Genomic DNA, 21,594 nt, shown 5'->3' on the forward strand with positions numbered 1-21,594 from the left:
GCCATTGTCGTGTTATGCCGGGGCGCCGAGGTACCAGCCCCAGTTTTCACGATGGTTGAAACGGGTGATCTGCTTGGTCTCGAAACAGGCATCGTAGCCTGCACGGCCGAGCTCGCGGCCGATACCGGACATCTTGTACCCGCCCCACGGCGCCTGCACGAAAGTCGGCTGCGAGCAATTCACCCAGACGACGCCGGCACGCAGCTTCGCCGCCAGGCGTTCGCAGCGATCGAGGTCATCCGACATGATCGCGGCGGCAAGGCCGTAGTCGCTGTCATTGGCAAGCTCCAGCGCTTCTTCTTCCGTGTCGAAGGCGTTGACGCAGACAACGGGACCAAAGACTTCCTCACGCCAGATCATCGCGTCGGTCGGAACGTCGGCGAAAATCGTTGGGCGCAGAAAATAGCCTTGGTCGAAATTCGCGGGACGATCGCCACCGGTTACGAGGCGTGCACCCGTTTCCTTCCCCGTCGCGATGGCGCTCAGCACCTTGTCGTATTGATTTTTCGAGACCAACGGCCCCAGCTTGACGCCGGGCATTTCGCCTGGGCCGATCGGGATCGCCTCCGCCGCGGTCGCTAGGCGCTCGACGAACCGCGCGAAGATTCCGCGCTGCGCCAGGATCCGCGACGTTGCCGAGCAGACCTCGCCCTTGTTCCAGAAAATGCCGAACAGGCTCCACTCAACGGCTTTTTCGATGTCGCAGTCGTCAAAGATGATGAAGGGCGATTTGCCGCCCAGCTCCAGCGAGACCCTGCGGATGCCGGCGCTTGCGGCCTGCATGACCTTGCGGCCGGTGACAAGCGAACCGGTGAAGGCGACCTTGTCGACCAGCCCATGATTGGCCAGGGGCTCACCGGCCTGCGCTCCGGTGCCGGTGACCAGATTGAACACGCCTGCGGGAAGCTCAGCGGCATGGATGATTTCGGCCAGCATCTCGCACGACAACGAGCACAGTTCGGAGGGTTTCAGCACGACCGTGCATCCTGCCGCGAGCGCCGGCGCCACCTTCCAGGCGGCAATCAGCAGCGGGAAGTTCCAGGGCGTGATCGCCGCGACGACACCGGCCGCCTCACGGGCGATCGAAGACTGGAAGCGCGGATCGCCGACATCGACGCCCTCCTGGCGGGCATCATCCTTGGCGGCGAGATTGGCGTAATAGTCAAAGCACAAGGCCGCATCGCCGACATCCCATTGCGCCTCGGCAAGCGGCTTGCCGTTGTCGCGCACCTCGGCAAGAGCGATGTCATTGAGCCGCTCGCGAATACCGTTGGCAATCCGGCGCAGGAATGATGCGCGGACCGCGCCGTTCAAACCGGACCATGACTGTGAATCGAACGCCCGCCGCGCCGCGCGCACCGCGCGCTCGACATCGGCTGCCTGTGCCGCCGCGACCTCGGCGATCGTGGTCTCGCTCGCCGGATCGATCGCGGGAAAATAGGCGCAACCCTCCGGCGGCGTGAATGTGCCGTCGATATAGAGGCGGGTTCGGTGCATCGCGCGCTCCTTTGTGGCTGATCTCGCGTCAGCCGGCACGGCATGAGCGGATGTCGCCAATGGTCGGAAATTGGGAACAGGTATCGTCCACGCCGCCCGGCCTGTTCATTCGACGGCCAGAATCCGTGCCTTGAGACATTCGACGTCACGTTTGGCCCGCCCCTTGCCGTGCGGCATGTAGTCGAGCGGGTCCTTGAGGCCCTCGGGCAGCCCGGCAAATCCCTCGACCGCCGAATGCACGCAGAATGCCGCGTAAGCCGGGTTGTAGCCGCCTTCTTGGACGACAAGCAGGCGTCCCGCGCAAAGTTCATCGGCGAGCGCGCGGGCACGCGATGCCAGTCCATGGAAGCCCGACATGGTGACGAGCTGCCGGCCATTGGGGTCGAATTGCCCGGCATCGACGCCATTTGCAATTATCAGCATGTCGGGCCTGAAGTCGCGCAGTCTTGGCGCCACGATCTCGTCGAAGGCGCCAAGGTAGGCGGCATCCGTGGAGCCCATCGGCAGCGGGACATTGAGATTGAAGCCCGCGCCGTCACCGATGCCTCGTTCCTCGACACCGCCGGTTTCGGGATGGGTCGGACCCCAGGCGCCATGGTCCATGTGCATGGAGACGGTGAGCACGTCGGCGCGGTCGTAGAACCCGGATTGAGTGCCGTTGCCGTGGTGAACGTCCCAGTCGACGATGGCAACGCGGGCAACGCCGTTGGCGATCGCGTCTTCGGCCGCGATGCCGACATGGTTGAAGAAACAGTAGCCATCAGCCATCGCACGTCCCGCATGATGGCCTGGCGGGCGGACAAGCGCAAAAGCCGGCGTTCCCGTTTCCCGGACGTGGCGAGCAGCATCAAGCGGGGTGCCAGCAGCGGCAAGCAGGGCCGGCCAGGCGCCAGGCCTGAGCAAAGTGGTCGAGGTGAAGCGTCGGCCTTCATGGGCAGCCCGCTTTATCTCGCCAACATAGGTGGCGTCATGGAAGCGGACGAGATCCGCTTCCGACGCATGCGTGCCGGTACGCCAGCGCAAGCGGGGCGCAACCGGCCCGCGCTGGAGGACGGATTTCATGTTGCGGATGCGGTCTGGACCCTCCGGATGCGCCATCTGCACGGAAAGCAGCGGATTTTCAGGCGCTTCGAAAAACCCGAACCCGGTGTCGTGGAAAAGGACATCGTCGTGCCAGAAGACGTCCATTGCGGGATCCAGTGACATCGCCGTCTCCCTCAATCGAGAATGGTCAGGGTTGGCGGCAGCTCGGACAGGCTGGCGGAGCCCTTTTCGTTGCAAAGCACGGTATCGCCGAGCTTGAGGCCGAAGCCCTCGTCATAGAGCGACAGGTTGGGTTCCATGGAAAACGACATGTTCGGCTCGAACACGTGATCGTCGGCCTCGTCCAGCATCATGGCCTCGAGCCAGGATGGCGGATAGGCGAGACCCAGGCTGTAGCCGATACGATGGACGCGGGTCTTGGCCAGGTTCATGCGGTTGAGCACTTTGTTGCATGCGGTGTTCGTGCCGCCGACCGGCAGGCCCGGTTTGGCGGCGTCCATTGCCGCGTTGAAGGATTCGGTCAGAAGGTCCGAGACCTCCCTGACGCGGGCAGAGGGATTGCCGACCACGGCGGTGCGCATCAGGATGCTGTGGTAGCGATTGCAGACGCCGGCAAGTTCAATGAGGACCACATCGCCGACGCTGACCACCTGTCGCTGCGGCATGCAGTGCGTCATGGTGCTGCGGCGGCCGGTCGCCACCATCGGTGAGATCGCGCTGTATTCACTGCCGGCCTCGCCGAGCGCCATGGCGATCTCACCGGCGATCTCTACTTCGGAGCGGCCAGGCCGGATCGCCGCGAAGGCCCGTTTCATGGCGTAGTCAGCCATGCGTGCGGCAGAGCGCTGATACTCGATCTCCTGCGGCGACTTGATCAGGCGTTCTTCGGCAACCGCCGTCGAGGCATCGACCAGCGTCGCGTCAGGCAAATAGTTCTGCAGCCGCAGGAACTGATCTGGCGAAAAGGTGAAGGCGTGGGTTTCGATGCCGATGCGGCCATTGCCGTGGCCAGCGTCGATCAGCGCCTTGGCCACCAGTTCAAGCGGATCCTGGTTGGCGATATCGTAGAAGACGGCATCTTCGATCGCGGAGAGTTCATGCACGCAAGGCATTTCGGAGGTGCGGGTGAAAAACAACGCCGGCTGCACTTTTTCCGAGACGATCAACGCCTGGTACCAGAGGAAGCCCAGGCTGTCGAAGCCGGTCAGGTAATTGATGTTGTCGGGGAAATTCACGATGAGCGCATCGAGATTTTTGCTCTTGATGCGGGCGCGCAGCTTCTTCTGGCGGTCGCGATAGGTGGCAAATGAAAATGCAGTCAACATAGTCTCTCTCCTGGTCTTTCGAATTAACGTCTGGCTGAGCGCATCGTCTGCGCGATGAGGGCGATGGTCGTGATGACGATCATGATCACGGAAACGGAAGCGATGACGGGATTGATGTCGAAGCGCAGCCCATCCCAGATGCGCTTCGGCAGCGTCATCACGTTAAGTCCCGAAATGAACAGCGTGACCGCGACTTCGTCCCACGAGATGACAAAGGACAGGAAGGCCGCGCCGAAAATGCCGGTTCTGACATTGGGCAGAAGCACACGCCACAGCGTGGTCCAGGTGCTGGCGCCGAGCGAGCGTGAGGCGTGCTCGAGGGACCGGCTCAGCCGCGAAAAAGCGACCAGCATGGCAATCACCGCGTAGGGCAGGGCGACAATGCAGTGGCCGACCACGAGGCCGGCATAGCTGTCGAGGATGCCAAGCCGGGCCTCGAGATAATAGACGATCATCGCGGAAACGACCTGCGGTGCGACGATCGGGAGCAAGGCGACCGTGACATAGACCGGCGTCCAGCGGCTGTTCATCAGCCACAGCCCGCTGGTCATGGCGACCGACAGGAGCGTGCAAAAGAGAGCGGCAAGCACCGCGACGATGACACTGTCGGCCGCCGAGCCCATCCATTTGGGGTCGGTAAACAGCGTCGCATAATGGCGAAGTGACAGCGCGCCCGTTGGAAACGACAGAAAGCTCGTCGGCGTCAGCGACAGCGGAATGATGACAATCAGCGGCAGCAGCAGGAAGGTGATGACCAGCACGATCGCGGTCCAGCTCGCGATCTGTCTCATGACGCCGTATCCATGAGCCGGCGAATCCCGACGATCTTGATCAGCGCCAGCATCAGCGCCACGACCACCACCATGAGGAAACCGCTGAGGGCGGCGCCAAGGCCCCAGTTGGAGAGCTGAAACATCTGCAGATAGATGTACTCGGCAACCATCACGACGCGTCCGCCACCGAGCACGGCGGGTGTTACGAAAAATCCGAGGCTGAAGACGAAGACGATGATGGTGGCCGCCAGCAGGCCCGAGCTCGACAGGGGCGCCAGGATGTCCTTGAACCCGCGCCAGAAACTGGCGCCGAGGCTGCGCGAGGCTTGCAGAAGCCGGTCATCGATATGTTGCAGGGAAGAAAAGATCGGCAGCACCGCATAAGGCACCAGGAAGTGGACCATGCCGATCATCACGCCGAGTTCATTGCGCGCAAGCGCCAACGGTTCCGTGATCAACCCTGTCGATTGCAGGAAGTTGTTTGCTAGGCCATTGCCGCGAAGGATCATGAGCCAGGCAAATGCCCGGATCAGCGCGGAAAGCCAGAACGGGATCAGCACACCGATCAGCAGGATCCGCTTCTTCCACGGCGAGCCGAAACGGAGGTGATAGGCAAGGAAATAGGCGATCGCGACGCTGATCAAAGTGACAACGAGACAGATTCTCAGCGTGCGCAGGAAGATGGAGACAATGAGCGGGTCTGTCGCGATCTGCACGTAGTTGCCGAAGCCGATGCCGGCAGGCATGCTCACACTCCAGCCCAGCACGCCGACAAGCGGCAGCAGGTAGGCCAGCACCAGCAATGTCGGCAATGGCAAGGCCAGCGACAGGCCAAGCCAGCTCGCTTGACGAGAAGGCATCAGTCTATGTTCCGAGGAAGCGGCCGGCGGAATGTCTCCACCGGCCTGTTGACAGACGGGTTCAACCACTGATCAGGGCGGTGTATTTATCCAGCGCCTGACCGTAGTTCTCGGCGTACCACTTGTTGTCCATCAGGACCGACCGCTCGAAATTCGCGGGCGCGGACGGATTGATCTTCTGCAACTCGGGCGAGAGCAACTGGTTGGCCGCCGGGTTGACCGGGCCCATGCCGTAGACTTCCATCAGCTTTGCCTGGACGGCTGGTTCCTGGGCCATGCGGATGAAGCGCATGGAGGCATCGCGGCCGGCCGGATTGTTCTTGGGAACAAACCAGACGGAAGGCGAAACGACGGCTTGGTCGAATGTATAGTCAATCTGGCCGGAGGTCTGTTTTTTGACGAGCTCGGCGCGGGTGTTCCACACTTGGCCCATGACGATCTCGCCGTCACGCAGCAACTGCTGGCTTTCGGCTCCCGTCTCCCAATGCGTCAGGATATGCGGCTTGAGCTCGGCGATCTTGGCCAAGGCGCGATCGAGATTGAGGGGATAGAGCTCCGAAGGCTTGACGCCATCGGCAAGCAGCGCAATCTCAAGATTGGCGCTCATCCATTTGTAAAGCGAACGCTTGCCGGGATACTTCTTGACGTCCCAGAAATCCGCCCAGCTCTTGGGCGGATCGCCACCAAACTTGCTGGCGTCGAAAGCGATGACATAGCTGTAGATATAGTTGGCTACGCCGTGGTCATGGACGTCCCCGAAGCCGACGAGCGTCTTGTCGATGATATTGTAGTCCAGCTTTTCGAGGAGGTTATCCTTGCCAAGGCGATAGGACGAATACATTTCACCGTCGCAGACGTCCCAACGCACCGCGCCGCTGTCGACCTGCGTCTTGACCGCGCCTTCGCTCGGGCCGCCGCCGTCCACAACCAGTTTGCCGGCATTGAGCTTGCTCCACGGTTCGGCAAAAGCCTGCTCGAAGGCCGTTACGGCGTCGCCGCCCCAATTGGCCACGACCAGCTGATCGGCGGCAAAGGCGGAACGCGGAGGGAAGGCTGTGGCAGCAGCTACGGCCATCGCCGATAACCCGAATTGCCGGCGCGTCATGTTTGGCAGAATGAAGTGCTGTTTTTTATCCGACATCGATATTCCCCTTGGTTGTTATGGTAATGCAGTTTGGTCAGGCGGGTACCAGGTAGCCCGTTCCCTTGGGCCAGCTCAGCCAGTAGCTGCGGCCATCTTCGAGGCCAGTGTTGCGGGCATGCCTGGTGCCGAGCCGGACGCGAAACTGGTTGTCGGCCGGGTCGCCAAGCAGGGCCTCCACCGAGGCGCCGAAATAGGTCGAGCGCAGCAGCCGGACATTGATGGCGTTGAAAGCGCCATCCTGTGGAAGGGCAGCGTGCAACTGGACATCCTCGGGGCGAACGCTGAGTTTACTGTCACGCGCCAACGCCGCATTTTGCGGGCCGCGGCAGATGATCTGCGTCTCGCCATAGTGCGCGTGATAGAGATCGCTCTCGCCGGCGGCCGCAACGCGCGTGACATCGAGCAGATTGGTCTCGCCAACAAATCCTGCGACAAAGGTCGTGGCCGGTTCCTCATATATCTTGGCTGGCGCGGCGATCTGCTCGACTTCGCCCTTGTTGAAAACGGCAACGCGATCGGACAGGGATAAAGCTTCATCCTGATCATGGGTGACAAAGACGAAAGCGGTACCCAGCTCTTGATGTATGCGCGTCAGTTCCGACTGCATCTCGCCGCGAAGGCGTCTGTCCAGCGCGGAAAACGGTTCATCAAGCAGAAGAAGCTTTGGACCGAAAACCAGCGCACGGGCGAGCGCGACGCGCTGCTGTTGCCCGCCTGACAAGCTCTGGATGCGGCGGTCGTCGTAGCCATTGAGCCCGACCGTCGAAAGCATGGCGCGGACCTTGTCTTCGCGTTCGGCCTTGGAGAGCTTGCGCACCACGAGCGGATAGGCGACGTTCTCGGCCACAGTCATGTGCGGAAAGAGCGCATAGCCCTGGAACACAACGCCGAAGCCGCGCTTTTCCGGGGAAAGGCGGGTGAAGTCCTCGCCGCGATGCAAGATACGCCCATGGGTGGGCGTCTCGAAGCCGGCAAGGCACATCAGCGTGGTGCTCTTGCCGGATCCGGAGGGGCCGAGCAGCGTCAGGAATTCACCGTCGCGGACGTCGATGCTGATGTTGCTCAAGGCCTTGAGCGCGCCGAACGTCTTGCTGACATCCTCCATGCGGATGAACGCGCTCTTGTCGTCAGCGATTTGTTGCGCTCCCAGTGCCATGCCGATCCGCTGTGGATTTCTTGATTGTCTCATCACGGTACATTCAATAATCGAATTGACGCAAATCAATAAATCTAGCATATTGCGTTAATCTGATTGACGCATGAAGCGACTGCCATGAACAATGAACTACTCCACCTGACGTCACTGCGGGCTTTCTTCTGCGTGGCGAAGCTTGGCGGTATTCCATCGGCCGCGAGGGATTTGAACGTCACCCCCGGAGCAATCAGACACCACATACGCGCCTTGGAAGATGAGCTTGGGACCCAGCTTGTGGTGCGCAGCCGCAAGGAGTTCTCGCTCACCGCACCGGGTGCTGCGTTTTTCGCCAAGCTGAGCAAGGCGTTCGAGGAGATCCAGAGCGCCTGCCGGACTGCCGCGAGCGACAGTTTCGAAGGGGAGTTGCGCGTGGCCTGCGCACCGGGGCTGGCAGCCCTGCGCCTGATGGGTATCGTTGATCGGTTCGCCGACAGGTTTCCGCGCGTGACGGTGCGGCTGTTTGCCATCGAACAGGCCAGCGAAGCGATGGACGTCGTCGTCTCGTATGGCGAGCGGCCCATCCATGGCACACGATATGCTATTTTGAAGAATGAACGGTACTTTGCGGTTTGCAGCCCGAACCTGTTTTACCGCAATGCTCTGCGATCCGAGGCTGACCTGCAGAACCACGTTCTGTTGCATTCTGACGATGGCGAAGATTGGCAAAGGCTGATCAGCAGCAGCGCGGCAGGGCAGATAACACCGCGACAGCATATGTATTTTCCCAATGCCTACCTGACCTTGCAGGGCGCGCGCGAGGATTGCGGCGTTGCTGTCGGCAGTTCGATGCTGTGCGCCGAAGACCTGCGCCGCGGCTCATTGATCAAGGTTCTCGATCTCGAGATCCCGGCGCCGTATCCTTATTTCGTAATACAACCGAGCGACACAAAACGTCCGGTTGCTGAGGTCTTTTGCGCCATATTGGTCGAGCAACTGGAAAATGTCGGTTGAGCCGGGCATCTCCAGCCTGGTCCGCCGCAGCCCGGACCAGCTATGGCCAGCATGAGACCATTCTGGCGGGCTCCACGCGGCCAGGCCGGCTCTAAGGCCAACAGGGAGAGTGTCTTTCGTCGCCTCCAGTAGCATTCGGATCGCTGGCCAACGTTCTGAAGATCCGCAGCTTATTAGTTTTAGCGTTCACCGGGAACACGATCGGCTACGGAGCGCCTGGTAACTCGAAATCGCTCACCAACTCACGTCGTCAACGGGATTGCCCCAGCCGATCGGCAGATTTCCGAAGAGCGATACCTAACACCAGACAGTCCGATATCGGCCCAACTAAGACGTTCATGGTCGTCGTCATGGGCGCTTGTCACCGGGTAGGCAAAGCCGTTGATGCAGGCAAGCCATCGTAGCTCGGAGACCTGGCCAACTACTCCGCTTTGCTTCTGAGCCATCGACGCCGCCAGTGCCTCCGTCGCCATTTCTCAGAGCGCACCAACGACCTCTCGAACGGGCTGATCTGGCCGAAGGACGGCTGAAGCCTCGACCGCCTATGCCGCAACGGCGCGTCGCGAGTTTCTTCCCCTGGGCGAAGCCCATTCCTCGCGCAGCCAAGAAACGCGCGCCTGCGCCATCCTGCGCTTGGCTGCGGTCGCAAGCGATGCGGCGGCGGTCGCCTTCGGCCACACGATCGCCATCGAGGCCGCATGGTGCGGGCTCGGAAACGAGAACGGAGACTGAAAATGGCTACCATCGGCACCTTCAAAAAGACCAATGCGAACGAGTTCACCGGCGAGATCGTCACCCTCAGCGTCCAGGCCAAGGGCGTGCGCATTATTCCCGACACCCGGGCCAGTGGCGAGAACGCACCAAGCCACCGCGTGGTGGTCGGCAAGGCCGAGATCGGCGCCGCCTGGTCCAAGCGCTCCAACGAGGGTCGCGATTATCTCGGGCTCAAGCTCGACGATCCGAGCTTCACCGCTCCGATCTACGCCAACCTCTTCGCCGACGGCCATAGCCTCATCTGGTCCCGCCCCAACCGCCGCAACGGCGAGTAACAGGTAGCAAGCCCGTTCGGCTTCGGCCGGACGGGCTTAGGCGTCTGACACCGGGCTTCAGCGGTGAAGCCCGGTATCAACGGCTCTTTCGCAACAGAATTCCGTTATTGGGCAGTACTTCAATCCCAGCCTTCTCGAGCGCATTCACAATCGCTAATATGTTGTTTGCGATCGGAATCCGCGCCCCGCGTTCGAAATCAGCGATTGTTTGCCGTGCGACGTTTGCCGCACGGGCCAAATCATCTTGGCTCCATCCCAACATTGCACGCGCGCCGCGACACTGTTCGGGGCTGAAATCCGCAGTCCTGTCCTCAATATTATGATTGACGTCAATCAATTTGTATATTATCCCTGCCCGAACTAGCGGTCGAAGAGGGTGCGCGAACACCCTTTTCGACCTGACCAATGCCAAGCTGTGTGGGAGCTCGGATCATGGCTGATTCCGACAATACCACGACTTTGCCTTCCGTCACGTTTGGACGGGAGATGCAATCTCCGTTGACTAAAGAGCGTGCCGGCCCTTCAGCCGAAGCTCCGTTGACACTTGATCCCGCACTTCTCCTGTCCCTAGCCTGGATCGACGCCCATGTTGGGACGCTGGCTTCCTGTGTCCGACAGCAGCAGGAGGAAGAAAGGCTTTTGGAGCGGGGCGCAATCTTGCCCACCGGCGCAGTTATTGGGGGCGGGGAGGGGGCTAGCGCCGGCTATGTCGATGCGCGGACGGCGGAGCAGGATGATGCTGAGAAGGCCGACGCCCTGTTGGCTGAGATCGCGGCGACCCCGGCACAATCGTTGGCGGGCGTGGTCGCCAAGCTTGCGGTCGTGGTTCGAGAAGCGACGGACAACACCGATATCTTCGAATTTCCGCTGCCGCACATCCGCTCTGCATTGGCCGACCTGCGGCGCCTCACGCATGAGGCGGTCAGCGATCAGCCTGCCGGCTGGCCCGCCGGCGACCGATCGATCGGCTCACTGCTCGAGCAGCCCGCCTCGTCTTTTGCGGCTTGGCGCGCCTTCAGCGCGTGGAGCCAAGGTGATGACGAGGCCTATCGTGTCTGGACGAAAACATTCAAAACACTGCACGGCGCAAGTCAATAGCCCTCGCTGACGTTCCGGCCTGATCGTTCGGCCCCGGGTTCTCTCCTCGTCCATTCGTCAATGACGGAATCCAAGGATTTCGCTTAACGCCGCATCTCCCTATCAAATCCTTGAGAAGGGAAGGATGCGGATGAAGCCGGATACATCGCAGTGGCGTGACCCACAGGCATATGCGTTTATCAACGGCGCCGCCGCCGATGAGATTGCCTGGGAATTCCTGCGACGCAATCCGCAATATCAGCAGGACTTCGCAACCTCCCGCTCGGCTAGGGCGATGCGCGCATTACGCAAGCGCTGGGGTTTGCAGTTTCGCTGCCCGGCCTGACCAGTCCGCGGTCGAGCAGCCCGTCTATTGGGCATCGGAGATCAACCCTGGCGTCGTGAACCTTGTCGAGGTTCCGCCGGATCTGCAACCGCGGGAGGGCAGCGCTTTCGACGTACCGCTGGCCGCGGGCCGGCGTGACGACGTCGGCCTTCACATGCGCTCATCACCGGGCGGCACGCAACTGGCGCTTCTCGGCGACGCCAAGCCAGGCGAACCGCTCGCCGCCATCATACCGCTGGACGATATGGCGCACGACAGTCTCCAAGCCATCGAACGGTTCATCCGCTCGATCCACAGGCAGCACCTTCCCGACACCCGCTTGACTGCGGCCCAGCGGCGGCGCCTTGGCCACATGCTGCGATGCCTCGACGGCCGGGAAGAGCAGGCATCCCATTTCGAGGTCGCGACCGCGTTGTTCGGTCGGCGGCTGGTCACCGCCGCCGACTGGCACGACTCGGCGTTTCGATATCAGACGCATCGTCTCGTGCGCGACGGCTTGAAGATGGTCGAGCGGGGCTATCGCCAATTGCTTCGTGCGCGACGGCGTCCGACCTGAAAGGGCGGCGATGCCGGCCAACTCACTTATTGGCTCGCCTAAAAGCGTAGGCTTACGATTTCGAAGGGAATGCCGCTTTTGCGCCCCATTTTCCCCTTGGGACCAAGCTTCGCAGGCTTGGAAACAGACATCGTCTGCGAGTATCCGGACTGCTCGCAATTTCAGGCCACATCCCGCCGAGCTGGCTTGCGATCATCGGCCGCAAACACCGCGCTCGCCTCGCTGACGATTGAAACATGATCTCGGGCGGCCTTGCCGGCGGCTGCCGCGTCACCGCGCATGATCGCGGTGACGATCGCATCATGCTCCTGCCAGGACTTGGCCAGTCGGCCTGGCAGCATGAACTGTGCGCGCCGGAACGGGGCAAGTCGGTTGCGGGTCGCCACGGTCAAATCATGGATATGCGTGTTGTGGGCGCCCCGATAGAGCCTGTTGTGGAACTCGGTGTTGAAATACTCGTAGTCCTCCTCCGCACCGAGCTGCACCAGGCGCGCCGATGCCTGATGCTCGAGCTCCAGCGAGCGGCGCTCGGCGCCGGTCATCCGCTCGGCAGAAAAGCGGGCGCAGATTGCCTCCAGCTCGGCCATGCTTTCGAACATCGAGGCGAGATACTCCTGCGTGACCATGGCGACGATGGCGCCCCGGTTGGGCCGCCTCTCGACCAGTCCGATTGCGCTCAACTGGCCCAGCGCCTCCCGGACTGGCGTGCGCGAAACGTCGAAGCGGGCGGCAAGCGAACCCTCGTCGAGCCTTTCACCGGGACGCAGATAGCCGGTGACGATGCGGTCGGCGATCGCCCGCACCATCTGATCCACGGTCGTTCCCGACCTGACCAAGCCGCGCTTTCCCGACACGTCTCCTCCGTCCAGCTTATTGCAGGCGCCCGCAACGTGCACGGCCCACGGGCTGTTTCGACTCAAGGCCGCATCTCTGTATGCCTAGATTTTAACCTCGATGTCAAATTGGCCAGTTTTCAGGCAATAAGTGCATGCACTTGCCCTTGGTTTATGCAGGCCTTCTAAACTTGTTCGTTGATTTTATTGCGGAAAATCAGAAAAAGGAACTGGCACGGCGGTTGCATGCACTTTCTTGGACGGCATGTTAACCGACCCAGAAAAGGGTCCCAAAGGGGAGCATTCACTATGACCGACAGATTCATGCTTAACCGCCGCCAACTGCTCAAGACCTCAGCCGCGGGAGCCGCGCTCGGCCTCGCCTCGGCCTCCTTTCCGATCAGCCGTGCCTTCGCCGCCGCCGCCACTGTCGGCTTCATCTATGTCGGCCCGAAGGACGACTATGGCTACAACCAGGCGCATGCCGAGGGGGCGGCCTCGCTGAAGGGCATCGAAGGCATCTCCGTCGTCGAGGAGGAAAACGTTCCCGAGACGGTCGACGTCCAAAAGACGATGGAATCGATGATCAACCTCGACGGCGCTTCGCTGATCTTCCCAACCTCCTTCGGCTATTTCGATCCGCACATGCTGGCCATGTGCGCGAAATTCCCCGACGTGCAGTTTCGCCATTGCGGCGGCATGTGGGACAAGGCCAAGCACCCGATGAATGCCGGCTCCTATTTCGGCTATATCGGCATGGGCCAGTACCTGAACGGCGTCGTCGCCGGCCACACATCGAAGTCGAAGAAGCTCGGTTTCGTCGCCGCCAAGCCCATTCCGCAGGTGCTGCTCAACATCAACTCCTTCCTGCTCGGCGCGCGCTCGGTCGATCCGTCGATCACCTGCCAGGTCATCTTCACCGGCGAATGGTCGCTGGCGGTGAAGGAAGCGGAAGCCACCAACGCGCTGGTCGACCAGGGCGCCGACGTCATCACCTGCCATGTCGACAGCCCGAAAGTAGTGGTCGAGACGGCCGCGGGCCGCGGCGCCTTCGTCTGCGGCTACCACGCCAACCAGAGCCCGCTGGCGCCGGAAAAATACCTCACCGGGGCCGAGTGGAACTGGGCCAAGGTCTACAAGATGTTCGTCGACGACCTCATCGCCGGCACGCCGCTGCCCAATTTCACCCGCGGCGGATTGGCCGACGGCTTCGTCAAGATGAGCCCGCTCGGTCCCGCCGTCGGCGAGCCGGCCCGCAAGCAGTTCGACGCCACCCTGGCCGAGATGATGAAGGGCGGCTTCTCCGTCATCAAGGGCCCGCTGAAGAGCAATAAGGGCGCCGTCGTGGCGACGGAGGGCCAGGCCTTCGTCGAGACAGCCATCGAGCTCGAAAGCATGGACTATCTCGTCGAGGGCGTCGTCGGCTCGACCGCCTGAAGGCGAGCGGAGACGGGGACCATGACCGATACGGTCAGCAGTGCGGAGGCGCCGGCCCTGCTCGGCGCCAGGGGATATCCGGCGGCGCTGGAATGGATCGCGCGGCGGGCGGAGGCTTTCGTCATTCCGCTCGCGGCTCTTGTCGTCGGCATGGCGCTGTTCAGCCTGTTCATCGCCCTGGTCGGCAAGTCCCCGGTCCTGCTTTACGAGACCATGTGGCGGGGCGGCTTCGGCTCGTGGTTCTCCATTCAGAATTCGCTGTCGCGGGCCGCACCGCTGTTGCTGGCGGCGCTGTGCGTGGCACTGCCGGCGCGGCTCGGCCTCGTTGTCATCGGCGGCGAGGGCGCCATCGTGCTCGGTGGCGTCAGCGCCGCTGCCATAGGCGTGGCGCTGAGCGGCGCGCCTTCCTTCATCGTCATTCTTGCCATGGGCGTGGCGGGCCTGGCCGCCGGCGGCATCTGGATCGGTGCCGTCGGCGCGCTCCGCCATTACAGGGCCGTCAACGAGACCATTTCCAGCCTGCTGATGGCCTACATCGCCATCGCCCTGATGAACCAACTGGTGGAGGGGCCGCTGCGCGACCCGGGCTCGCTCAACAAGCCCTCGACCCAGCCGCTCGCCGACATTTACCGCATCGGCAACATTCCGGGCATGGAGGTGCATTGGGGGCTTGCCGTCGGCGTCGTCGCCTGCATGCTCTCCTGGGTGCTGATCGAAAAGACCCGCTGGGGCTTTGCCGCCCGCATCGCCGGCGGCAATGTCAGGGCAGCGCAGGTGCAGGGGCTGGCCGTCGGACCGCTCATCGTGGGCTTTACCGCGCTTGCGGGCGGCTTTGCCGGTCTTGCCGGCATGCTGGAAGTCGCAGCCGTGCAAGGCAGCGCCAACGGCTCGCTCGCCGCCGGCTATGGCTACACCGGCATCCTCGTCGCATTCCTCGCCCGCCACAACCCATTGGCCATCATCCCGGTTGCCATCCTGCTTGGCGGCATCGACGCATCCGGCGGGCTGATCCAGCGCCGCATGGACCTGCCCGACGCCACCGTGCTGCTGCTGCAGGGCATGCTGTTCATCGTCATCCTGCTCAGCGAAACCTTGTACGGCCGCTTCAAGGCCTTCAATCCCGATTTGTGGCGGAGGGCCTCGTGATGGATGCGACCGGGATCGGCCTCTGGGGCGTGCCGCTCGCCATCCTCGGCGGCGCGATCCGCGTGTCGACGCCCTTCATCTTCGTTTCGCTGGGCGAGGCCATCACCGAGCGCTCCGGCCGCATCAATCTGGGGCTGGAAGGCACGCTCGTCTTCGGCGCCATGACCGCATATGCAGTCGCGGTCATGACCAACTCGCCATGGCTCGGCCTGCTGGCCGCCGCGGCCGCCGGCCTTTGCTTCGGCCTGTTCCATGGCTGGATCTGCAAATTCCCGAAAGTCAACGACATCGCCATCGGCATCGCGCTGATGCTGTTCGGCTCGGGGCTCGCCTTCTTCTTCGGCAAGCCGTTCATCAAGCCGAAAGCGCCCAACCTCCCGGCCATTCCCTTCGGCGCCTGGTCCGACATTCCGCAGGTGCAGGCGGCACTCGACGTTAACGTCCTGTTCCTGATCGGTGCGGTGCTTTCGCTGGTCCTGTGGTGGGCGTTCCGCAACACCCGCGCCGGCCTCATCGTGCGCGTCGTCGGCGACAGTTCCGATGCCGCGCGCGCCATGGGCCTCAACCCGAACACCGTGCGCCTCATCGCCACCGGCGTCGGCGGCGCTCTGGCCGGCATCGGCGGCGCCTATCTGTCGCTCTACTATCCCGGCAGCTGGACCGAGCGCATCTCGTCCGGTCAGGGGCTGATGGCGGTGGCGCTGGTCATCTTCGCGCGCTGGAATCCGCTCGGCTGCTTTGCCGCCGCGCTTCTGTTCGGCGGCGCCGGAGCGCTCGGACCGGCGCTGCAGTCGGTCGGCGTCACGCAAGGCTACTATTTGTTCTACGCCGCCCCCTACATCCTCACCCTCATCATCATGATCGCTACCTCGTCGCCGACACGCTCGCTAGCGGGCGCGCCGGGCGAATTGTCGATCACCAAATAGCTGGAGTTTTTTGTCATGAACGCGAGAGCCGAAATCACCCAGCGCTATATCGACGCCGACCCGTATCCGTGGCCTTACAATGGCGAGCTTCGCCCCGATAACACGGCGTTGATCGTCATCGACATGCAGACCGATTTCTGCGGGCCGGGCGGCTATGTCGACCATATGGGATACGACCTGTCGCTGGTGCGCGCGCCGATCGAGCCGATCAAGTCGGTGCTGGCGGCCATGCGCGCGAAAGGCTACACCATCATCCACACCCGCGAGGGCCACCGCCCCGACCTCGCCGACCTGCCCGCCAACAAGCGTTGGCGCTCGCGCCGCATCAATGCCGGCGTCGGCGACCCCGGCCCCTGCGGGCGCATCCTGGTGCGCGGAGAGCCGGGCTGGGACATTATCCCCGACCTCTACCCGGCCGAGGACGAGCCGATCATCGACAAGCCCGGCAAGGGCTCGTTCTGCGCCACCGACCTGGAGCTGATCCTCAACCAGCGCGGCATCGAAAACATCGTGCTCACAGGCATCACCACCGATGTCTGCGTGCACACCACCATGCGCGAGGCCAACGACCGCGGCTTCGAATGCGTGATGCTGGAGGACTGCTGCGGGGCGACCGACTACGGCAATCATCTTGCCGCGATCAAGATGATCAAGATGCAGGGCGGCGTCTTTGGCGCGGTGTCGAGCTCGGCGCCCTTCGTCGCCCAGCTGCCGTAAGGAAACCAGGATGAGCGCGATCACCGGCAACAAGGCCGTCGGCGTCGAGACCATCGGCATGACCATGCGTTTCGGCGCCTTCACGGCGTTGGGCGACGTCTCCATCAAGGTGCCGGCCGGATCGTTCCACGCGCTGCTTGGCGAAAACGGCGCCGGCAAGTCGACGCTGGTCAAATGCATGATGGGTTTTTATCACCCGACCGCCGGCGACATCCTCGTCGACGGCCGCGAGGTCGCGATCGCCAGCCCCAGGGACGCCTCGGCGCTCGGCCTCGGCATGGTCTACCAGCATTTCACGCTTGTCCCGTCGCTGACCGGCGCCGAGAATCTGGTCATTTCGCGTGAGAAGGTTCCCGGCGTGATCGACTGGCGCAAGGAGCGCGGCGAGCTCGCAAAGTTCATGGATCGAATGCCGTTCAAGCTGCCGCTCGACGTCAAGGTGGCCGAGCTCGCTGCCGGCGAGAAGCAGAAGCTGGAGATCATCAAGCAGCTTTATCTCGGCCGCTCCTTCCTGGTGCTGGACGAGCCGACCTCCGTGCTCACCCCCGGCGAGGCGCAGGAAGTGCTTGGCCTGGTGCGCGCCATGACAAGGGCTGGCAACCTGACGGTGCTGATGATCTCGCACAAGTTCCATGAGGTGACGGCATTCGCCGACGACGTCAGCGTGCTGCGCAAGGGCAGGCTGACCGGCACTGGCCGCGTCGTCGACCTCGACCGCAAAGCCATGGCGGCGATGATGATCGGCGACCAGCCGATCGCGGTCCTCGACAGCCGCGCCGAGCCCAGGCCGGACGCCGAGATCGTCCTCAAGGTCAAGGCGCTGAAGGCGCCGGACCGCACCGGGTTGAAGTCGATCCGGATCGAGGATCTCGGCGTGCGTGCCGGCGAGATTGTCGGCATCGCCGGCATTTCCGGCAACGGCCAGAAGGAATTGCTCGAAGTGCTGGCCGGGCAGCGCCCCCGCGATGCCGGCGAGGTCATGGTGCGCGGCGCCACCTATGCGGCAACGCGGGCCGAGGCGCGCGCTCTCAATGTGCGGCTCATTCCAGAGGAGCCACTGAAGAATGCCTGCGCGCCGAAAATGACGGTGGCCGAAAACATTTCTTTCCGCACTTTCGACATCGACGCCAACGGCAAACCGGTGAACTGGATCAGTGCCGGCGCCATCAGGGCATTCAGCGCCAGGCTGGTCGAGCAGTTCAAGGTCAAGACCGCATCCCTTGCCTCGCCGATCGCCTCGCTGTCGGGCGGCAATGTGCAGCGCGCCGTGCTTGCCCGCGAGCTCACCGGCAAGGTCGACCTTCTGATCGTCTCCAATCCGTGCTTCGGCCTCGACTTCTCGGCCGTGGCCGAAATCCGCGCCCGCATCATGAAGGCGCGCAATGCCGGTGCCGCCGTGCTTCTGATGTCGGAGGATCTCGACGAACTGCTCGAGCTCTCGGACCGCATCTTCGTCATGTCGGACGGTGCGCTGGTCTACGAGACGCCGATTGCGCAGGCCAGTGTCCAGACTATCGGCGAGCACATGGCGGGACATCACTAATGGCGGAAATCGCAGCGCAGCCATTTCCGTTCGCGTTCAAGCCGCGGACCATGGCGCTGGTCGTCATCGACATGCAACGCGACTTCGCCGAGCCCGGCGGCTTCGGCGCCAGCCTCGGCAATGACGTCAGCCGGGTGACCGCGATCGTGCCGACCGTGAAGCGATTGATCGACGGCTTTCGCGCCGCCGGCCTTCCGGTGATCCACACGATGGAGTGCCATCGGCCCGACCTTTCCGACCTGCCGCCGGCCAAGCGCAATCGCGGCAATCCGTCGGTCCGTATCGGCGATGCCGGGCCGATGGGCCGCGTGCTGATCGCCGGCGAGCCGGGCACCGCGATCCTCGACGAGCTTGCGCCGCTGCCCGGCGAGATCGTCATCGAGAAGCCGGGCAAGGGCGCCTTCTATGCGACCTCCTTCGGTGATGACCTGAAAAGGCTCGGCGCCGAGCAGCTCGTCTTTGCCGGCGTCACCACCGAAGTCTGCGTGCAGACGACGATGCGCGAGGCCAACGATCGCGGCTATGAGTGCCTGCTCGCCGAGGACGCCACGGAAAGTTATTTTCCCGAGTTCAAGGCGGCGGCGATCGCCATGATCAGGGCACAGGGCGCCATCGTCGGCTGGACGGCGACGACCGACCAGGTGCTCGAGGGAATTGCCAATGCCTAATCTTGCCTTTGCCGGCCTGCTCGACGGCGGCTGGCGCGATCTGACGTTCGAGCCTTTCCGAGACGGCATCGGCGTGCACTGGTTGCTGCAGGGCGGGCCGGTCGAGCCGTCCGTCGCGATCCTGAAATATCGACCTGGCGCCGGCGTGCCGCGCCACCGCCATGTCGCGCTGGAGACCATCGTCGTGCTGGAAGGCACCCAGAGCGACGAGAACGGCGACTATCCTGCCGGCAGCGTGATCCTCAATCCGGTCGGAACCGAGCATTCGGTGTGGACGAAGGACGGCTGTGTCGTGCTGATCCAATGGGACCTGCCGGTGATCATTCTGGGGGAGACGAAATGAGCGATGTCTACTTCGACATAGCGAGCCTGCGCGCCGCCTATCGTGGAGGTGTCGGCGTTGGCGATGTGATCGCGGCGATTTATGCCCGCATCGAGGCAGCTGATGATCCGGGCATCTTCATCCATCTCGCCGCCAGGGCGGATCTGCTTGCCGCGGCCGAAGCGCTCGGCCCGTTCGACCCGGTGGCAAAACCGCTGTGGGGCATTCCCTTCGCCGTCAAGGACAACATCGACGTCGCCGGCATGCCGACGACGGCGGCCTGCGCGCAATACACCTACTGGCCCGACAAGGACGCCACCGTGGTGGCGCGGCTCAAGGCCGCCGGCGCGCTGGTCGTGGGCAAGACCAATCTCGACCAGTTCGCCACCGGCCTCGTTGGTGTGCGCACGCCCTGGCCGATCCCGCGCAACGCCATCGACGCGGAGCTGGTGCCGGGCGGCTCCTCGTCCGGGTCGGCGGTGGCGACGGCGCGCGGTATCGTCTCCTTCGCGCTTGGCACCGACACCGCCGGCTCCGGCCGCATCCCGGCCGGCCTCAACAACATCGTCGGGCTGAAGCCGACCGTCGGCGCGTTGTCGACGGGCGGCGTCGTTCCGGCCTGCCGCACGCTCGACTGCGTGTCCGTGTTCGCGCTGACCGTCGACGACGCCTATGCAGTGTTCTGCGTCGCGGCAGCGCGCGATGCAGCCGATCCCTATTCGCGCGACATCGCCGTCCGGCCGCTCGCCGCGCGCCCGCCTGTGCCGAGCGTCGGCATCCCGGCAAAAGCCGACCGGAAATTCTTCGGCGATGCGGCGATGCAGGCCGGCTTCGAGGCCTCGCTCGCCATGCTGTCGCGGCTCGGCTGCCGGCTGGTCGAAATCCCGTTCGGCGATTTCTACGCTACCGCCAACCTCCTCTATGAGGGCGCCTGGGTGGCCGAGCGCTATGCCGCGATCCGCGATTTCATGGAAGCCAACGAAGCCGCCATGCATCCGGTGACGAGCAGGATCATCGGGGGCGCCAGGAAGCTGTCGGCGGCGGACGCCTTCCGCGGCCTCTATGCCTTGCAGGCCTACCGGGCCAAGCTCGCCGCGCTCATTGCCTCGGTCGACCTGTTCTGCGTGCCGACCGCGCCGACGCATTACACCACCGCCGCCGTGCTCGCCGATCCGGTCGAGACCAACAGCCGGCTCGGCACCTACACCAATTTCGTCAATCTGCTCGACATGTGCGGCATCGCCGTGCCGACCGGCACGCGCGACGACGGCCTGCCGATGAGCGTGACGCTGCTTGCGGCCGCCGGACTGGACGGCCTTGTGGCGTCCGTCGCGCGCGATCTCCATGCCGCGAGCGGGCTCACCCTCGGCGCGACCGGCTGGGGGCAGCCGAGCGTGCAGCCTGTCGGCGCTTCGGCCGAAGACGGCACAATCGAATTGGTGGTGGTCGGCGCTCACCTCTCGGGAATGCCGCTCAATGGCCAGCTCAAGCAGGCCGGCGCCAGGTTCTGCCGGGCGACGAGGACGGCCTCTTCATACAAGCTTTACCAACTCGCCGGCCAGGCCACGCCCAAGCCCGGACTGGTCCGTGTGGAGAGCGGCGGCACTGCGATCGACGTAGAGGTCTGGCGGCTGCCTGCCGAGGCCTTCGGCCACTTCGTGGCCGCCATCCCGCCGCCGCTGGGCATTGGCAACATAGAGCTTGACGACGGCAGCAGCGCCAAAGGCTTCCTGGTGGAATCCGTGGGCTTGCTAGGCGCCTCTGATATCTCGTCGTTCGGTGGCTGGCGCCGCTTTCTGTCGGATCGCGTTCCCGCTTGAGCACTTCGTCAACGGCGTTTGCGAAAAGCAAGGACAACTCAGGAACCTGCGGCAGGTTGAGCGTCAGATATCTTTCGCTTCGAGGCCGGAAAGCCGCCATTCCGCCTCCGGCCCCAAATAAGACGTTCATGATCGTTGTCATGGGCGCTTGTCTCCGGGTAGGCCGAGGCTTGATGTAGGCAAGCCATCGTAGCTCGGAGACCTGGCCAACTACTCCGCTTTGCTTCTGAGCCATCGACGCCGCCAGTGCCTCCGTCGCCATTTCTCAGAGCGCACCAACGACCTCTCGAACGGGCTGATCTGGCCGAAGGACGGCTGAAGCCTCGACCGCCTATGCCGCAACGGCACGTCGCGAGTTTCTTCCC

General features: G+C 63.3%; 22 protein-coding genes. 13 read left to right on the top strand and 9 right to left on the bottom strand.

Features of this window, described 5'->3' with window-relative positions; translation table 11 throughout:
• Positions 1-12: 12 nt before the first annotated feature.
• The 7 genes from FJ424_RS10535 to FJ424_RS10565 form a co-directional block, all read right to left on the bottom strand.
• Positions 13-1,497, bottom strand: a complete 1,485-nt coding sequence (locus FJ424_RS10535) for an aldehyde dehydrogenase family protein (protein ID WP_140655565.1) — start codon at positions 1,495-1,497, stop codon at positions 13-15.
• Positions 1,498-1,602: 105 nt separating this feature from the next.
• Positions 1,603-2,703 (bottom strand): histone deacetylase family protein, encoded by a 1,101-nt coding sequence (locus tag FJ424_RS10540; protein ID WP_210239405.1) that lies wholly within the window; start codon positions 2,701-2,703, stop codon positions 1,603-1,605.
• 11 nt (positions 2,704-2,714) lie between these two features.
• On the bottom strand, positions 2,715-3,866 hold the full coding sequence (locus tag FJ424_RS10545) for a Xaa-Pro peptidase family protein (RefSeq protein WP_140655570.1): 1,152 nt from the start codon (positions 3,864-3,866) through the stop codon (positions 2,715-2,717).
• Between the two features lie 23 nt (positions 3,867-3,889).
• Positions 3,890-4,657, bottom strand: a complete 768-nt coding sequence (locus FJ424_RS10550) for an ABC transporter permease (RefSeq protein ID WP_140655573.1) — start codon at positions 4,655-4,657, stop codon at positions 3,890-3,892.
• Positions 4,654-5,568, bottom strand: coding sequence for an ABC transporter permease (locus FJ424_RS10555; RefSeq protein WP_246677204.1), 915 nt, complete (start codon positions 5,566-5,568; stop codon positions 4,654-4,656). The genes FJ424_RS10550 and FJ424_RS10555 overlap by 4 nt, the downstream gene beginning before the upstream one ends.
• Positions 5,561-6,574: an ABC transporter substrate-binding protein gene (locus FJ424_RS10560; protein WP_210239406.1), complete on the bottom strand. Its 1,014-nt coding sequence runs from the start codon at positions 6,572-6,574 to the stop codon at positions 5,561-5,563. The genes FJ424_RS10555 and FJ424_RS10560 overlap by 8 nt, the downstream gene beginning before the upstream one ends.
• Positions 6,575-6,677: 103 nt before the next feature.
• Entirely contained in the window at positions 6,678-7,832 is a 1,155-nt protein-coding gene (locus FJ424_RS10565) for an ABC transporter ATP-binding protein (protein WP_140655579.1), read from the bottom strand.
• Between the two features lie 84 nt (positions 7,833-7,916).
• Between FJ424_RS10565 and FJ424_RS10570 the strand changes: the two genes are divergently transcribed.
• Together FJ424_RS10570 and FJ424_RS10575 are read left to right on the top strand one after the other, a co-directional pair.
• The gene (locus FJ424_RS10570; RefSeq protein WP_140655582.1) at positions 7,917-8,789 is read left to right on the top strand and encodes a LysR substrate-binding domain-containing protein; all 873 of its coding nucleotides are present in this window, start codon (positions 7,917-7,919) and stop codon (positions 8,787-8,789) included.
• Positions 8,790-9,523: 734 nt separating this feature from the next.
• Positions 9,524-9,838 carry a DUF736 domain-containing protein gene (locus tag FJ424_RS10575; RefSeq protein ID WP_181182093.1) on the top strand — a complete coding sequence of 105 codons (315 nt, stop codon included), beginning with the start codon at positions 9,524-9,526 and terminating at the stop codon, positions 9,836-9,838.
• A gap of 76 nt (positions 9,839-9,914) precedes the next feature.
• Here the strand turns inward: FJ424_RS10575 and FJ424_RS10580 are convergent, their stop codons facing one another.
• Positions 9,915-10,100 (bottom strand): helix-turn-helix transcriptional regulator, encoded by a 186-nt coding sequence (locus FJ424_RS10580; RefSeq protein ID WP_140655818.1) that lies wholly within the window; start codon positions 10,098-10,100, stop codon positions 9,915-9,917.
• A 170-nt stretch (positions 10,101-10,270) separates the two neighbouring features.
• Here FJ424_RS10580 and FJ424_RS10585 point away from each other — a divergent pair, with 170 nt between their 5' ends.
• The 3 genes from FJ424_RS10585 to FJ424_RS10595 all read left to right on the top strand — a co-directional run bounded on the left by FJ424_RS10585 (position 10,271) and on the right by FJ424_RS10595 (position 11,817).
• Positions 10,271-10,936 (top strand): hypothetical protein, encoded by a 666-nt coding sequence (locus tag FJ424_RS10585; protein ID WP_246677205.1) that lies wholly within the window; start codon positions 10,271-10,273, stop codon positions 10,934-10,936.
• 130 nt (positions 10,937-11,066) lie between these two features.
• The gene (locus FJ424_RS10590) at positions 11,067-11,261 is read left to right on the top strand and encodes a DUF6499 domain-containing protein (RefSeq protein ID WP_140655585.1); all 195 of its coding nucleotides are present in this window, start codon (positions 11,067-11,069) and stop codon (positions 11,259-11,261) included.
• Between the two features lie 55 nt (positions 11,262-11,316).
• Complete coding sequence (locus FJ424_RS10595; RefSeq protein WP_140655588.1) at positions 11,317-11,817, top strand: DUF2285 domain-containing protein; 501 nt, start codon at positions 11,317-11,319, stop codon at positions 11,815-11,817.
• Between the two features lie 161 nt (positions 11,818-11,978).
• Here the strand turns inward: FJ424_RS10595 and FJ424_RS10600 are convergent, their stop codons facing one another.
• Positions 11,979-12,623 (bottom strand): GntR family transcriptional regulator, encoded by a 645-nt coding sequence (locus FJ424_RS10600; RefSeq protein WP_181182094.1) that lies wholly within the window; start codon positions 12,621-12,623, stop codon positions 11,979-11,981.
• Between the two features lie 336 nt (positions 12,624-12,959).
• On the opposite strand from FJ424_RS10600, the gene FJ424_RS10605 reads away from it, so the two are divergent.
• Genes FJ424_RS10605 through atzF form a run of 8 tightly spaced genes read left to right on the top strand, consistent with a single transcriptional unit; the run spans position 12,960 to position 21,229 of the window.
• Positions 12,960-14,087 carry a BMP family ABC transporter substrate-binding protein gene (locus FJ424_RS10605; RefSeq protein WP_140655591.1) on the top strand — a complete coding sequence of 376 codons (1,128 nt, stop codon included), beginning with the start codon at positions 12,960-12,962 and terminating at the stop codon, positions 14,085-14,087.
• Positions 14,088-14,108: 21 nt separating this feature from the next.
• On the top strand, positions 14,109-15,233 hold the full coding sequence (locus FJ424_RS10610) for an ABC transporter permease (protein ID WP_140655594.1): 1,125 nt from the start codon (positions 14,109-14,111) through the stop codon (positions 15,231-15,233).
• Positions 15,233-16,159, top strand: a complete 927-nt coding sequence (locus FJ424_RS10615) for an ABC transporter permease (RefSeq protein ID WP_140655597.1) — start codon at positions 15,233-15,235, stop codon at positions 16,157-16,159. The genes FJ424_RS10610 and FJ424_RS10615 overlap by 1 nt, the downstream gene beginning before the upstream one ends.
• 15 nt (positions 16,160-16,174) lie before the next feature.
• On the top strand, positions 16,175-16,876 hold the full coding sequence (locus FJ424_RS10620) for an isochorismatase family cysteine hydrolase (protein WP_140655600.1): 702 nt from the start codon (positions 16,175-16,177) through the stop codon (positions 16,874-16,876).
• A gap of 10 nt (positions 16,877-16,886) precedes the next feature.
• On the top strand, positions 16,887-18,419 hold the full coding sequence (locus FJ424_RS10625; RefSeq protein WP_140655603.1) for an ABC transporter ATP-binding protein: 1,533 nt from the start codon (positions 16,887-16,889) through the stop codon (positions 18,417-18,419).
• Complete coding sequence (locus tag FJ424_RS10630; protein ID WP_140655605.1) at positions 18,419-19,087, top strand: isochorismatase family cysteine hydrolase; 669 nt, start codon at positions 18,419-18,421, stop codon at positions 19,085-19,087. The genes FJ424_RS10625 and FJ424_RS10630 overlap by 1 nt, the downstream gene beginning before the upstream one ends.
• Positions 19,080-19,430 (top strand): cupin domain-containing protein, encoded by a 351-nt coding sequence (locus FJ424_RS10635; protein ID WP_140655608.1) that lies wholly within the window; start codon positions 19,080-19,082, stop codon positions 19,428-19,430. The genes FJ424_RS10630 and FJ424_RS10635 overlap by 8 nt, the downstream gene beginning before the upstream one ends.
• Positions 19,427-21,229, top strand: coding sequence for an allophanate hydrolase (gene atzF, locus FJ424_RS10640; RefSeq protein ID WP_140655612.1), 1,803 nt, complete (start codon positions 19,427-19,429; stop codon positions 21,227-21,229). Before FJ424_RS10635 ends, atzF begins: the two co-directional genes overlap by 4 nt.
• Positions 21,230-21,594 lie beyond the last annotated feature (365 nt).

This window comes from Mesorhizobium sp. B3-1-8 (assembly GCF_006439495.1).
Classification (GTDB): domain Bacteria; phylum Pseudomonadota; class Alphaproteobacteria; order Rhizobiales; family Rhizobiaceae; genus Mesorhizobium.